The sequence below is a fragment of the Cyanobium gracile UHCC 0139 genome (genome assembly GCF_034931325.1).
GTDB lineage: Bacteria > Cyanobacteriota > Cyanobacteriia > PCC-6307 > Cyanobiaceae > Cyanobium > Cyanobium gracile_B.
In genome coordinates this window covers 90,989-102,852 of sequence record NZ_JAYGHX010000004.1, presented here as the reverse complement: position 1 = coordinate 102,852, position 11,864 = coordinate 90,989, and the positions used below count along the sequence as shown (strand labels likewise).

Here is an 11,864-nt window from a genome sequence, read left to right as displayed (position 1 = left end):
GAGGAAGGGGAGGGAAATCCAGTGGGCTGTGGGTGCTTCAGGCCTGGACGACCCCCTCGAGGGGGAAGCCTTCGGCGGCCCAGCGGTTCAGGCCGCCGTGGAGGTTCGCCACCTGCTGGCGGCCGGCCTTGAGCAACTGCTGGGTGGCCAGGGCCGAGCGGCTGCCCGAATGGCAGACCACCACGAGCGGGCGACCTGTGGGGATCTCGCCGGAGCGGCTCTCCAGCTCCGGCAGGGGGATCAGCAGGCTGCCGCTCACACGCCCGTCAGGCCCGTCGAATTCCTCGGCGGAGCGCACATCGAGCACGGTGACATCGCTGCGATGGGCGGCGACCCAGGCCGGGCTGAGTTCGGGCAGTCCCGCGTAGCTGCGGGCCATGGGTGCCCAGGCGGGTGCGGCGCTGGCGTCGCGGGGCTTGCCGGAGCGCATGTTGCCGGGCAGGGCCTGGGCGATCCGGTGGGGATGGGGCAGCCGCATGTTCTCCATGTGGCCCACGAAGTCCCGCTCGGTGGCGTTGCCGCCGAGGCGGGCGTTGAAGGCCTTCTCCTCGGTGACGGAGGTGACGGTGCGGCCGGTGTAGTCGTGGCCGGGATAGAGCAGGCAGTGGTCGGGGAGGGTGAGGATCTGGCCGGTGATCGAGGCCCAGAGGGTGTGGGCGTTGCCCTGCTGGAAGTCGCAGCGGCCGCAGCCGCGCACCAGCAGGGCGTCGCCGGTGAAGGCCATCGTGTGGTCGTCGAGGACGAAGGTGAGGCAGCCGTCGGTGTGGCCGGGGGTGGCGCGCACCTCCACGTGGCGGCCGCCGAAGAGGACGCGGTCGCCGTGCTTCAGGGGACGGGTGACGTTTTCGGCGCCGACGCAGGCCGCCAGGCCGATGGCGCAGCCGGTGGCCTCGTGCATCAGCCAGCTGCCGGTCACGTGGTCGGCATGGGCGTGGGTGTCGATCGAGGCCACCAGTTCAAGGCCCAGCTCCCGGATCAGCGCCAGGTCGCGGTCGTGCTGCTCGAAGACCGAATCGATCAGCAGGGCCTGGCGGCTGGCCACATCCGCCAGCAGATAGGTGAAGGTGCCGGTGTCGGCGTCGAACAGCTGGCGGAACAGCAGCGGGGCGCCCCCGGCGGCGGCGGCGAGGGACAGGGAGGGCGCGGGCGCGACAGCCATGGGAGTTCAAACATCAACTGCTATGAGCATAGCCGCATAGCAGTGAAACAGTCACAGGGCCGCCGGGGTCTGTGCTGCGGTCAGCAGCTTCTGGACGATGGCCACCCCACTCAGCGCCTGCCAGCCGAACAGCAGCAGCACGCTGCCGTTGAGTGCCACATGCAGGCCCCGGGCCCAGTCCTTGCCCTTCTGCAGGGAGGGTGCCAGGGAGGCGGTGGCTCCCACGAGCACGACGACGGCCAGGCCGACGAACAGGTGGGGGCCCAGGATCAGCTTGCCGTTCTTCAGGAACGTGGCCCCCATCCCGCCGGCGGCCCCGAGCAGGGTCACAGCCAGGATCACCAGACCGAGCCGGCCGTGGCGCTGGCCGTACTGCAGCGGAAGCATCGCCTTGCGTTCTTCGGGCCCGACCTTGCGGATCTGGCTGGCCTTGAGTCCGAGGTAGCCCGAATAGAGCATCAGGCCCAGCAGCCCCCACATCAACACGGGGTGGACGAAGTTCAGGGCGAAGGGCATGGCACCGGGGCGAGGGAGGGGATCCGCTCTACGGCATCCCCTTCACTCTCGGCAGGTCGGCCTGGGGCGATTCCGCAGCCAACCAGGAGATTGCCGGCGGCCGCGATCGGCTCTCAGGGCGCCAGCCGCTCGATGGCCCAGGCCGCGCCGCCGCCCCCCTCCCCGGCAGGCTCGGCGGGCCGGTAGCGGAAGCGATCGTGCAGGCGATTTTCGCGGCCCTGCCAGAACTCAAACTCGAACGGCACCACCCGCAGGCCGCCCCAGGCCGGCGGCAGCGGCACCTGGCCATCGGCGAAGCGGCGCTTCATGGCGTCCCACTGCATCTCCAGGATCGAGCGGGAGCCGATCACGGCGCTCTGCTGCGACACCCAGGCCCCGAGCCGGCTGCCCACGGGACGGGAGAGGAAGTAGGCCAGCGACTCGGCGGGGCTGATCCGCTCGGCCCGGCCCAGGATGGCCACCTGCCGCTCCAGCCCGTACCAGGGGAACAGCAGGCTGACCTCCGGATGGGCGCCGATCTCGGTGGCCTTGCGGCTCTCGTAGTGGGTGAAGAAGACGAAGCCGCGGGCGTCGAAGGCCTTGAGCAGCACGGTGCGGGCGCTGGGGCGGCGGCCATCGCTGGTGCCCAGCACCATGGCGTTGGGCTCCTCCAGAGCGGCGGCCACCGCCTGATCGAACCAGCGGCGGAACTGCGCCACCGGATCGTCGGCCAGATCGCCCCGCCGCAGCGCCTGGCGCCGGTAGTCGCGGCGCAGCTGGGCGGGATCGGTAGGGTCCGGGGGCATCAGGTGCGCCTCAGGTGGGGATCAGGCGCAGGGCGGCGCTGCCGCCCGCCACGGCCCCAGAGCCCAGGCGGCGGTCGAAACTCACCAGCGTGCCGCCGTGGTGCACCGCCAGCGCCAACAGATAGGTGTCGGTGAGTTGCCCCGCCTCCAGCAGCTGGTTGGCGTCGACCAGCGGAGCTTCGCTCCCCGGCGCGGCGAGCAGGCTGATGGCATCGGGCCAGAAGTGGTGGCGTGGATGGCGGATCAGCTCCCGCATCAGGGGCGCCACCACCGCCGGTGGCCCCGGGCTGTTGGGGTAGCGGGGCTGACCGAGGATTCGCAGCACCGCGTTCTGGGTGAGCGGGCAGGTGGCCCAGCCCGGGCCCTGGGAGGTGGCGAACCAGTCATGGGCCTGCTCATGGTGCACATGGCGCCCGTCCAGCAGGGCGATCAGCACGTTCACATCCAGCAGGGCTTCGCTCATGGCAGCTCGTCGCGCAGGCTGTTGACGAGCGCGAGGTCCACCGGCGCGCCCTGCGGCTGCCAGGGCAGCAGGGGCAAGCCGTTGCGGTGGCTGGGACCGGTGCCAGCGGAGCCTGGGGGTGGCGCCACCAGCCCCTGGCGGGCCAGCGCACTGATCACGGCCCCCAGGCTGGTGCGCCGTTGCCGGGCCAGTACCCGGGCCGCCGCCAGCACGTCGTCATCGAGCTGCAGGGTGGTGCGCATCGGATGTGCACGCATCAATCATCAACCGTAGCCCGACCTTGGTGGGCCCGACGACGGCAGCGGAAGGCGCACCGTCTCTGCGCTGGCCATGGTGGTCGCAGTCGAGTGACGGGAGCCCTTCCCATGAGCAAGCCGCAACACCTGACGCCCGTCGGTTCGATCGAGGCGATGCAGAACGATCTTCCCCATGACGAAGCGATCGGCAAGAAGGCCTACAAAAGAGAACTCCAATCGCTCCAGATTGAACTGCTCAAGGCGCAGCGTTCCATCAAGGCTGACGGACAGCGCGTCGTCATCCTGTTCGAAGGGCGCGATGCGGCGGGCAAGGGTGGATCGATCAAGCGCTTCCGCCAACACATGAATCCTCGCGGCAGTGACCATGTGGCGCTGCCGAAGCCCAACGATGACGAACGGACCCAGTGGTATTTCCAGCGCTATGTCCAGCACCTGCCATCGGCCGGCGACATCACGATGTTCGACAGGTCCTGGTACAACCGGGCCGGCGTCGAGAAGGTGATGGGCTTCTGCACACCGCAGGAGCATGCCCTCTTCCTCCGCCAGGTTCCCGCCTTCGAACAGTCACTCGTCAGCAGTGGGATCCTGCTCTTCAAGATGTGGTTCACCGTGTCGCAGGGCCGGCAGAAGCGGCGTTTCGAAGCCCGCCGTGACGATCCCCTCAAGCAGTGGAAGATCTCGCCCATCGACGAGGCCAGCGTGGCGCAGTACGACGCCTACACCCATGCGCGCAACGAGATGCTGCTGGCCACTGACACCCTCGTGGCCCCATGGACGATCGTCAATTCCAACGAGAAGAGACGAGCCCGACTCGGCGCCATCCGCAGCGTCCTCCACGCCCTGGACTACGACCACAAGGACCGCGACGTTGTCGCTGAGCCCGATCCACGGGTCGTGCGGACGGCCCATTCCCTGTTCATCGACAACTGAACGGGAGTCCCGCGAGTGGTCTTGCTCCACCCCGAAGACGCGATACAACGCATTTGCCCCGTGCCCGTTCGATGGCCCCTGCCTCCCTCCGGCGGGCTCCAGTGCTGTTGCTGCTGCTCCTGCTGCTGCCCGGCGGCAATGCGGCTGCGGCGGGGACCGATCGGCCAGGGGCCCCTGGGGAGCCGCCGATCCCCGATTCCGCCACCGGGGCAGGTGCGGAAGCGCCGCCCGCACCTTTTCCCGAGCGGGTCGCCCCCGCCCCCGCCCCCACGCCGGCGGCCACCAGGCCCGAGCGTCCGGCGCTGCTGCCCAAGGAGGTGCCGGTGGGTGACCTCGCTCTCCAGGCCCGGGCGTCCGGGGCCGGTGAGGCCGCGGCGGGGCCGCTGGCGCCGCTGCACTATCCCTTCGACGTGGCGGCCTCGGAGCAGGACCCCTGGGGCTGGCGGTTTTCGGAGGCCCGTGGGGCCTGGCGCTTGCACACCGGTGTGGATCTGATCGCGCCGGAAGGAACCGCCGTGCTGGCAGTGCAGGCCGGCCGGGTGCAGCGGGTGGCGGAGATCAGCGGCTACGGCCTCACGGTGCTGATCGATCACGGTGGCGGCTGGTCGAGCCTCTATGCCCATCTGCTCCAGGCCTCGGTGGCTGAGGGCGACAGCGTGGGGGCCGGACTGCCCATTGGCGAGGTGGGCCAGAGCGGCAACGCCAGCACGCCGCACCTGCACCTGGAGGTGCGCCAACGCCAGCCCCAGGGGCTGGTGGCGGTGGATCCCACACCCCTGCTGCCAGCGCCTCCCGCCGGTGGTGCCATCGCTGGCGACCTGCGGCCCTGAGCGTTGGGCGGGCCCCCCACAACTGCCCCACCGCAGGCAGATTCCCCGCACCGCCGCCCAACATGATCCCTCTCTGCGCGCGGCGTTGGCGTTCCGTGGCCGCATCGGCAGAGTCCATTGAAACGCGACGCAGGGCTGGGTATTACCGGAAAATGATGGCTGGGAGTGGCGCTCCCAGCGAGATGCCGGCGGCTGAGCGGTTCCAGGCTGATGAGTATCAGTCAGGCCAATAGATACGTTGGCGTAGGTGGTGGGACGGCACGGCTAACCTCAATCCAGCAAGGTTGGGCCATGTCCGAGCAGGAACGCCAACTTCAAGAACTCGAGAGCCGGTTCCCGCCGGTTTCCGGTGAGGCCTTCGCCGCCGCGCGTGCCCAGGTACTGGCCTCAGGGCAAAGCGTGTTGCAATCCGAAGGCGGCTTCATCGTCCGTGTCTTCCCCGACGGCCGCAAGCAGCGGCTCAGGCCGATTGAGGCACCCACACCGGTCACGCCTGGCACCACCTTCACCATCCGGTGATCGAGGCCGCACCCAGGTTGCGGGTGTTCGCCGGACCCAATGGCTCGGGCAAAAGCGTGCTCAAGGCAGTGCTGCCGTCGCCCCTGCTGGGGGTGTACCTGAACCCCGATGAGATCGAAGCGAGCATCCGCCAGAACGGCTGTCTCGATCTGGGTGCCTTTGGTGTCAGCACTACAGCCGCTGAGCTTTTGCCGGCCTTCACGGGCTCGGAGTTGCTGAGATCTGCAGGGTTGCTGGAGCCGGCGCGACGACTGCGATTGGAGGGTGGACGGCTGGAGTTTGACGGGGTGAGGGTCAATGCCTACTTCGCCTCGGTGGTGGCGGATGTTCTACGCCAGGGCCTGTTAGTGCGCCGTGCCAGCTTTACCTGCGAAACTGTCATGTCCCATCCCGGCAAGGTGGCGCTGCTGGAGCAGGCGCAACGACTTGGCTACCGCACCTATCTCTACTTCGTGGCCACGGATGATCCAGAGATCAATGTTTCGCGTGTGCGCAACCGCGTGGGACTGGGTGGTCATCCTGTGCCGGAGGACAAGATCATCAGCCGCTACCATCGCTCGCTGGCGCTATTGCTGGAGGCCATCAAGCACACAAGCCGGGCCTACATCTTCGACAACTCAACCGACAGCTCCGACCCACAGCTCGCCTGGATCGCAGAAATCACTGATGGCCGGCAACTGGAGCTGAAGTCAGACCGGATCCCTGCCTGGTTCAAGAGGGCAGTGATTGAGAAGATCGCTTGAGCCTGTCATGGACGAGCAGCCCTCGGCAGCCGACTTCAGAGCCATGATGGGACGTATGCCTGATCACATACGCCAACAGTCGGGGCCACAGGTAGACCGCGCTCACTCCTGGAACGGTGAAGGCCGATCCATCAGCTCGCCTAGACCCTTAAGTGACAGTGCCGGCTGCTGATTCATGCGTTCCCAGGCGTCGAGTGCCTCAGGGTCGAGGCGGAACTCCACGCAGTCGGCCAGCACCTGCTGGGCGGCTAGGCGCCGATGGAGGGCGCGGCTGCCAGGGGCGTCCATCGGCCTGAGTTCTTGTCTGTTCACCGTACGGCCAGTGCCAGCTCATGGGTGTGAGACGCCGGTGGCACTTCCCTGTGCAGCCGCCCCAGCCCCTTGGCCACCCGCGCCGTTTATTCCTTCACCGGCTTTCCCGGCGTCCCGGAGCGCCACCTCTATCTCCACCACGACGGCTACCCCACCGGCGCCGCCTGGCGCTTCGCCTCGGCCCTGCGCCAGCGCCCGGAGCCGGAGGCCTTCGCGGCCGCGTTCCTGGCCAGCCAGCCCGCTGCCGAACTCCTGGCCGCCCCCGCCCAGGCCGCCGATGCCGAGTACCGCTACCGGGTGCAGCTGCTGGCCGGCGGCGGCGTGCTGCAGGTGGCCTGCTGGCGGCGGCTGCCGGGCGGCACCAGCTGGCAGCCCCGCTGCGGGCCGATGGCCCTGGAGCTGTTCATCCGCCGCTTCCTGCCCGGGGATCCGCCGTGAGCTGCTGTTGTGCCCGTGTCAGGGCACGGCGTGCTCCAACGGGCTCGCCAGCGTGGGGAAAGCCCGCAGCAGTTGGCGATCGGAGGTGATCAGGCGGGTCTGGAGTGCCAGGGCGGCCGCCACGAACTCACAGTCGTAGGCGCTGCAGTCGCTCGCCTCCACCAGCCGGAACACGTCGGCGGAATCCACCGCTACTTCCGATCCTTGCAACAACGCTTCCGCCTGGCCCTGGAGCCTCAGCACCTGCTGGTGATCCAGCTGCCCGCGTCGCAGGTAACCGCTGAGCACGTTGCGCAGCTCGCTGCGCCAGAGCACCGGAGCGGCCCATTCAGGGTCGTGAAGCAGCAGCGCCTCAGCCTTCTCGGTCTGGGGGCCTGCCAGCAACAGATAGGCCACCACGTTGGTGTCCACCACGATCACGGGCGGCCCTCGCGCTTGAAGGCATCGATCTGGTCGGGCGTGAACGCCGCCTCCGTCGGCAGGCTGTGGCGCAGGGCCCGGATCTGCTCCAGTCGCTCGGCGGCCGTGATGGCCTGGGGCGGAAGGGCCGCTTCCAGGCACACGATCGCTTCGTTATTGAGGCTGCGGCGATGTTGCCTGGCCGCTTGCTTCAGGCGGCCGTAAAGGTCGTCGGGGAGATTCTTGAGGGTGAGGCTCCTGGCCATGGCCGTTGCCGGGGCAGTGGCAACCATTCTGCAACCGAAACGGTGGCACTTCCCTGTGCAGCGGCTGGCGGGCGACTCGGCCCCGCTCCAGGTGCAGGTCTGGCAGCCCCGCTGCGGGCCGATGGCCCTGGAGCTGTTCATCCGGCGCTTCCTGCCCGGGGATCCGCTGTGAAGCGGCGGCGGGACGCCAGTCGTACAGTAACGCGTACATGTCGGAAGGTCTGCCGATGGACGCCATCACCTACACAACGGCCCGCGCCAACCTGGCGCAGACCATGAACCGGGTCTGCGCCGACCATGAGCCGCTGATCATTACCCGCAATGGGCAGAAATCGGTGGTGATGATGTCCCTGGAAGACTTCAAAGCCCTCGAGGAAACCGCCTACCTGCTGCGGGTCCCTGAAAATGCCAGGCGTCTGCTGGAGGCGACCGCCAGCCTGGATGCCGGCCAGGGCAGGGAGCATGCCCTCAGCGAATGAGGCTGATCTTCGCTGAGCAGGCCTGGGAGGATTACCTCCACTGGCAGGCCACCGACAAGGTCCTGCTCAAGCGCATCAACGCCCTGATCAAGGAAGCGTCTCGGACGCCGTATTCAGGCACCGGCAAGCCGGAAGCCCTGAAACACGCCCTCGCTGGCTATTGGTCACGCCGCATCAACGACGAGCACCGCATGGTCTACAAGGTTGATGGTGACGCTCTGCTGCTGGCCCAGCTTCGGTATCACTATTGACCCCTCTTCAGAAACCGCCGCACCTGAGCCGGCCAGTCGCCAGGCAGATCGCCCGGCCGCAGGCTCGTGCTGGCCATCGAGGCCAGCAGCGGCGTGCCCCCCAGCCGCAGGCTGTCGCCCACATGCAGCACCACGGCCAGGCCGATCAGCAGCCAGGCCGCCAGGTGCAGGCTGTAGGCCAGGTGGTGCAGCTGGCCGTCCCGCAGCCAGTCCTCCTGCATCAGCTTGCCGGTGGCCACCGCCAGCACCAGGGCCCCCAGGGCCATGGTGTTGGTGATCCGATTCAGGCGCGCCCGCCCCAGGGTGAGGGCGTAGGCGGCGAAGACCAGGCCCAGGGGCAGCAGCAGGAAGCCCGCCTGGCCGTGGAGGTCGATCCAGTTGCCGCCGGGGGTGAAGGGAAGCCGCCCCCAGCGCCCGTCGTAGCGGCTGTAGACGAACAGCCCGCTCAGCCAGGCGGCCAGCACCAGCAGCGCCGTGACGCCATGGGTCAGCCGCAGCAGGGAGGGTTGGTAGGGGGGGCGCGCCATCGCGTCAGCCTTTGGTGTCCACCAGCGTGTCACGGGCCAGCGGCGCCTCGGGGATGAACACGGCGTACATCCCCCGCAGGTCCCCTGCCTTGAAATCGAAGGCACGGTCGGCGGGATAGTTCTCCGTCACGAAGGCCGGCCGGCTGGCCTTCGTGCCGTGGCAGGCCAGGCAGCTGGGCTCCACGTTGATGCGGCGGTAGTAGTTCACGCCGGCGCCTTGCTCGGCCGTGGCCGGTTGCCACAGGCCGGTGATCGCCGGATGGCGGTGGAACAGGTCGATCACCTGCCGCTCCTGGGCATGGGCGGGGGCGTGGTCAGGGTTGCGGAACTTGGTCGCCACCTGGCGCACCTGCCAGCCGTTCTCCTCGCCGATCGCGGCGGCCTTCATCCCCACCGGCTTGCAGACCTCCTTCATGGTCTGCAGGGTGGGTTCCTCGCTGCGGCCCTCCAGGGTGGCGGCCAGGGTGATGCGCATCCGATCGAGACCCTCCATCGCCACCACGGCCTTGGCCAGGGCGGCCGGCTCCACGGGCGCAACGGCCGGCGACGCGTCGGCGGGCGCCGCCAGGGCCGACGGTGGGGCGAGGGTGAGCAGCAGGGCGCCGAACAGCACCATCGCTGCTGAGGCGAGGGCCGTCAGCGCCAGGCGCCGCAGGCTGGGAAGCAGGATCTGGGCCATGGGTTGGTGGCTCCGGACGAGGGGGGTGGGACGGATGGACAGGCGGAAAAGGGAAACGGGCCCGGAGCAGTCCGGGCCCGGCAGGGGCTCAGCGAGGGGTCGGCTGGGCGGGGTTCAAAGCCCCACTAACCGATCGACGGAGCCGTGAGGGCCACGGGGGTGGTGGCGGTGGCCGCCAGATCGAGGGGGAAGTTGTGGGTGTTGCGCTCGTGGATGGCTTCGATGCCCAGGCCGCCGCGGTTGAGGATGTCGGCCCAGGTGTTGATCACCCGGCCCCGGTGATCAAGCACGGAGTGGTTGAAGTTGAAGCCGTTCACGTTGAAGGAGAAGCTGATCACCGCCAGGGTGGCGAACCAGATGCCGATCACGGGCCAGGCGGCCAGGAAGAAGTGGAGGCTGCGGCTGTTGTTGAAGGAGGCGTACTGGAAGATCAGCCGGCCGAAATAGCCGTGGGCGGCCACGATGTTGTAGGTCTCCTCCTCCTGGCCGAACTTGTAGCCCCGGTTCTGGGACTCGGTTTCGGTGGTCTCCCGCACCAGGGAGCTGGTGACGAGCGAGCCGTGCATGGCGGAGAACAGGGCGCCGCCGAACACACCGGCCACGCCGAGCATGTGGAAGGGATGCATGAGCACGTTGTGCTCCGCCTGCAGCACCAGCATGAAGTTGAAGGTGCCGGAGATACCCAGGGGCATGGGATCGGAGAAGGAACCCTGGCCGATGGCGTACACCAGCAGCACGGCGGTGGCGGCACCCACCGGGGCGGAATACGCCACGGCGATCCAGGGACGCATCCCCAGGCGGTAGCTGAGCTCCCACTCCCGGCCCATCCAGCAGTAGATCCCGATCAGGAAGTGGAAGATGATCAGCTGGTAAGGGCCGCCGTTGTACAGCCACTCATCGAGGCTGGCGGCTTCCCAGATGGGGTAGAAGTGCAGGCCGATGGCGTTGGAACTGGGCACCACGGCGGCGGTGATGATGTTGTTGCCGTAGAGGAGGCTGCCGGCGATCGGTTCGCGGATGCCGTCGATGTCGACGGGGGGAGCGGCGATGAAGGCGATCACGAAGCAGACGGTGGCCGTGAGCAGGGTGGGGATCATCAGCACGCCGAACCAGCCCACGTAGAGACGGTTCTCGGTGCTGGTGACCCAGTTCTTGAAGCGATCCCAGGGATGGACCCCGGAACGCGACAGGGTGGTGAGAGTCATGACAGGACATCCGAAGATGGACAGACCGGCAGCGACGGGCAGCGACAACGTCTTGCGACCATGCCGCTTGCTGCTACCGGACGATAAAACGATAGCGTTGAACCGCCCCATCCCGGGACTGCCCCCCATGCGTGTTTCTGCTCAACCTGTTTCGGGCTCCCCCGTCGGTGGCCCACGGCCCTGGCTGGCGGCGCTGGCGGCCCTGTTGCTGGTGCTGCTGCTGACCCTGGCACCGAGACTGGCCGGAGCCGATGAGGGTCAGCGCTGGAGCCTGCGCGACCGGGACGACAACCGCTGGTCGCTGCGGATCTTCGATCAGCCCGATCCCGCCTACCCCAGCGGCGAGCGCCTGCGCCTCAGCGCCCTCACCCCGGGGATCGCGGTGGACCACAGCCGGCCCCTGCTGCTCAGCGACGGCGTGGGCGGCTCCTGGACCCTGGCCAATCGCAGCGAGGAGCTGGTGGCGGTTGGCGCCGGGCCTTTGCCGGAGGGTTCGGCCCAGTTCGACATGGCGGCCTTGCTGCCCCGCCCCAGCGACGCCCTGCCCCTGGTCCTCAGCCTGCCCCTGGCGGGTGAGGCATCGACGGAGCTGGTGCTGGGCCCCGAGGAGACCCAGGCCCTGCATGCGCTGCCCGGCTCCGTGGCCGGCGGCTGAGGCCCGGAGGTGCAGTCGCTGGCCACGGCCGTTCGTCATCGGCCGATGCGGATGGTGCGCAGAGAATCCATCAGGCCCAGCATGTTGAGGAGCCACACCACAACAGCGACCACCACGACAATGTTCAGGATGCGTTTGATCTTCCCGTCCATGGGGATGTAGTTGTTGACGAGCCACAGCAGGACCCCGACGACGATCAGGGTGATGATGAGCGAAATCAGGGAAATGTTGCGTTCTCCTGGTGGTTGAATCCGAGCTTGTTACGGCAGGCTTTATGGCCCCGCCGCCTTTTGGTTTCGATGAAGACCGAAGAAATTGGCTGCATCGAATACAAAATTAGGCTGATATGTTGTGATTCCATGCCTCTGGATGCTGCAGATCAGCCGCAGAATGGAACGCCGCTCGTGGTGCTGATTGCGCCATTCCTAGAGTCGTGGCCGTCCCTCTTTTC

The 11,864-nt window shown here is 68.1% G+C and carries 21 protein-coding genes; 9 read left to right on the top strand and 12 right to left on the bottom strand.

Annotation, left to right across the window (positions count from 1 at the left end):
- Window positions 1–37: 37 nt before the first annotated feature.
- The 5 genes from VB738_RS08195 to VB738_RS08175 all read right to left on the bottom strand — a co-directional run bounded on the left by VB738_RS08195 (window position 38) and on the right by VB738_RS08175 (window position 3,165).
- Window positions 38–1,159 (bottom strand): rhodanese-like domain-containing protein, encoded by a 1,122-nt coding sequence (locus VB738_RS08195; RefSeq protein ID WP_323305284.1) that lies wholly within the window; start codon window positions 1,157–1,159, stop codon window positions 38–40.
- 51 nt (window positions 1,160–1,210) lie between these two features.
- Window positions 1,211–1,675, bottom strand: coding sequence for a DUF4079 domain-containing protein (locus tag VB738_RS08190; RefSeq protein ID WP_323305283.1), 465 nt, complete (start codon window positions 1,673–1,675; stop codon window positions 1,211–1,213).
- Between the two features lie 113 nt (window positions 1,676–1,788).
- Window positions 1,789–2,463, bottom strand: a complete 675-nt coding sequence (gene pdxH / locus VB738_RS08185) for a pyridoxamine 5'-phosphate oxidase (RefSeq protein WP_416233166.1) — start codon at window positions 2,461–2,463, stop codon at window positions 1,789–1,791.
- A gap of 7 nt (window positions 2,464–2,470) precedes the next feature.
- The gene (locus tag VB738_RS08180; RefSeq protein ID WP_323305281.1) at window positions 2,471–2,923 is read right to left on the bottom strand and encodes a TA system VapC family ribonuclease toxin; all 453 of its coding nucleotides are present in this window, start codon (window positions 2,921–2,923) and stop codon (window positions 2,471–2,473) included.
- Entirely contained in the window at window positions 2,920–3,165 is a 246-nt protein-coding gene (locus VB738_RS08175) for a CopG family transcriptional regulator (protein ID WP_323305280.1), read from the bottom strand. The genes VB738_RS08180 and VB738_RS08175 overlap by 4 nt, the downstream gene beginning before the upstream one ends.
- Window positions 3,166–3,288: 123 nt before the next feature.
- Here VB738_RS08175 and ppk2 point away from each other — a divergent pair, with 123 nt between their 5' ends.
- The 4 genes from ppk2 (at window position 3,289) to VB738_RS08155 (ending at window position 6,202) form a co-directional block, all read left to right on the top strand.
- The gene (gene ppk2, locus VB738_RS08170; protein WP_323305279.1) at window positions 3,289–4,110 is read left to right on the top strand and encodes a polyphosphate kinase 2; all 822 of its coding nucleotides are present in this window, start codon (window positions 3,289–3,291) and stop codon (window positions 4,108–4,110) included.
- Between the two features lie 71 nt (window positions 4,111–4,181).
- Entirely contained in the window at window positions 4,182–4,940 is a 759-nt protein-coding gene (locus VB738_RS08165; protein WP_323305278.1) for a M23 family metallopeptidase, read from the top strand.
- Between the two features lie 291 nt (window positions 4,941–5,231).
- Window positions 5,232–5,459, top strand: a complete 228-nt coding sequence (locus VB738_RS08160; RefSeq protein WP_323305277.1) for a hypothetical protein — start codon at window positions 5,232–5,234, stop codon at window positions 5,457–5,459.
- 17 nt (window positions 5,460–5,476) lie between these two features.
- Window positions 5,477–6,202: a hypothetical protein gene (locus VB738_RS08155; protein WP_323305276.1), complete on the top strand. Its 726-nt coding sequence runs from the start codon at window positions 5,477–5,479 to the stop codon at window positions 6,200–6,202.
- 102 nt (window positions 6,203–6,304) lie between these two features.
- Here VB738_RS08155 and VB738_RS08150 read toward each other — a convergent pair whose 3' ends face one another.
- Window positions 6,305–6,490 carry a hypothetical protein gene (locus VB738_RS08150; protein WP_323305275.1) on the bottom strand — a complete coding sequence of 62 codons (186 nt, stop codon included), beginning with the start codon at window positions 6,488–6,490 and terminating at the stop codon, window positions 6,305–6,307.
- A gap of 93 nt (window positions 6,491–6,583) precedes the next feature.
- Here VB738_RS08150 and VB738_RS08145 point away from each other — a divergent pair, with 93 nt between their 5' ends.
- Window positions 6,584–6,952: a hypothetical protein gene (locus VB738_RS08145; RefSeq protein ID WP_323305274.1), complete on the top strand. Its 369-nt coding sequence runs from the start codon at window positions 6,584–6,586 to the stop codon at window positions 6,950–6,952.
- A gap of 18 nt (window positions 6,953–6,970) precedes the next feature.
- On the opposite strand, the gene VB738_RS08140 is transcribed toward VB738_RS08145, so the two are convergent.
- Together VB738_RS08140 and VB738_RS08135 are read right to left on the bottom strand one after the other, a co-directional pair.
- The gene (locus VB738_RS08140) at window positions 6,971–7,372 is read right to left on the bottom strand and encodes a type II toxin-antitoxin system VapC family toxin (protein WP_323305273.1); all 402 of its coding nucleotides are present in this window, start codon (window positions 7,370–7,372) and stop codon (window positions 6,971–6,973) included.
- Entirely contained in the window at window positions 7,369–7,617 is a 249-nt protein-coding gene (locus tag VB738_RS08135) for a FitA-like ribbon-helix-helix domain-containing protein (RefSeq protein WP_323305272.1), read from the bottom strand. Before VB738_RS08135 ends, VB738_RS08140 begins: the two co-directional genes overlap by 4 nt.
- 16 nt (window positions 7,618–7,633) lie before the next feature.
- On the opposite strand from VB738_RS08135, the gene VB738_RS08130 reads away from it, so the two are divergent.
- The 3 genes from VB738_RS08130 to VB738_RS08120 are packed head-to-tail and all read left to right on the top strand — an operon-like array spanning window position 7,634 to window position 8,347.
- Window positions 7,634–7,789, top strand: a complete 156-nt coding sequence (locus VB738_RS08130) for a hypothetical protein (protein ID WP_323305271.1) — start codon at window positions 7,634–7,636, stop codon at window positions 7,787–7,789.
- 55 nt (window positions 7,790–7,844) lie between these two features.
- Window positions 7,845–8,096, top strand: coding sequence for a type II toxin-antitoxin system prevent-host-death family antitoxin (locus VB738_RS08125; RefSeq protein WP_323305270.1), 252 nt, complete (start codon window positions 7,845–7,847; stop codon window positions 8,094–8,096).
- A complete protein-coding gene (locus tag VB738_RS08120) occupies window positions 8,093–8,347 on the top strand; it encodes a Txe/YoeB family addiction module toxin (protein WP_323205379.1) in 255 nt (84 codons plus the stop codon). The genes VB738_RS08125 and VB738_RS08120 overlap by 4 nt, the downstream gene beginning before the upstream one ends.
- On the opposite strand, the gene VB738_RS08115 is transcribed toward VB738_RS08120, so the two are convergent.
- From VB738_RS08115 to psbA, 3 genes are all read right to left on the bottom strand, one after another.
- Complete coding sequence (locus tag VB738_RS08115) at window positions 8,341–8,874, bottom strand: cytochrome b/b6 domain-containing protein (RefSeq protein WP_323305269.1); 534 nt, start codon at window positions 8,872–8,874, stop codon at window positions 8,341–8,343. The two genes, VB738_RS08120 and VB738_RS08115, sit on opposite strands and share 7 nt — an antisense overlap.
- A gap of 4 nt (window positions 8,875–8,878) precedes the next feature.
- Window positions 8,879–9,553 carry a DUF3365 domain-containing protein gene (locus VB738_RS08110; protein WP_323305268.1) on the bottom strand — a complete coding sequence of 225 codons (675 nt, stop codon included), beginning with the start codon at window positions 9,551–9,553 and terminating at the stop codon, window positions 8,879–8,881.
- A gap of 125 nt (window positions 9,554–9,678) precedes the next feature.
- A complete protein-coding gene (psbA, locus tag VB738_RS08105; protein ID WP_323305267.1) occupies window positions 9,679–10,758 on the bottom strand; it encodes a photosystem II q(b) protein in 1,080 nt (359 codons plus the stop codon).
- Window positions 10,759–10,885: 127 nt separating this feature from the next.
- Between psbA and VB738_RS08100 the strand changes: the two genes are divergently transcribed.
- The gene (locus VB738_RS08100; RefSeq protein ID WP_323305266.1) at window positions 10,886–11,413 is read left to right on the top strand and encodes a DUF3122 domain-containing protein; all 528 of its coding nucleotides are present in this window, start codon (window positions 10,886–10,888) and stop codon (window positions 11,411–11,413) included.
- Between the two features lie 35 nt (window positions 11,414–11,448).
- Here the strand turns inward: VB738_RS08100 and VB738_RS08095 are convergent, their stop codons facing one another.
- Complete coding sequence (locus VB738_RS08095) at window positions 11,449–11,622, bottom strand: Thivi_2564 family membrane protein (RefSeq protein ID WP_323305437.1); 174 nt, start codon at window positions 11,620–11,622, stop codon at window positions 11,449–11,451.
- Between the last annotated feature and the right edge of the window lie 242 nt (window positions 11,623–11,864).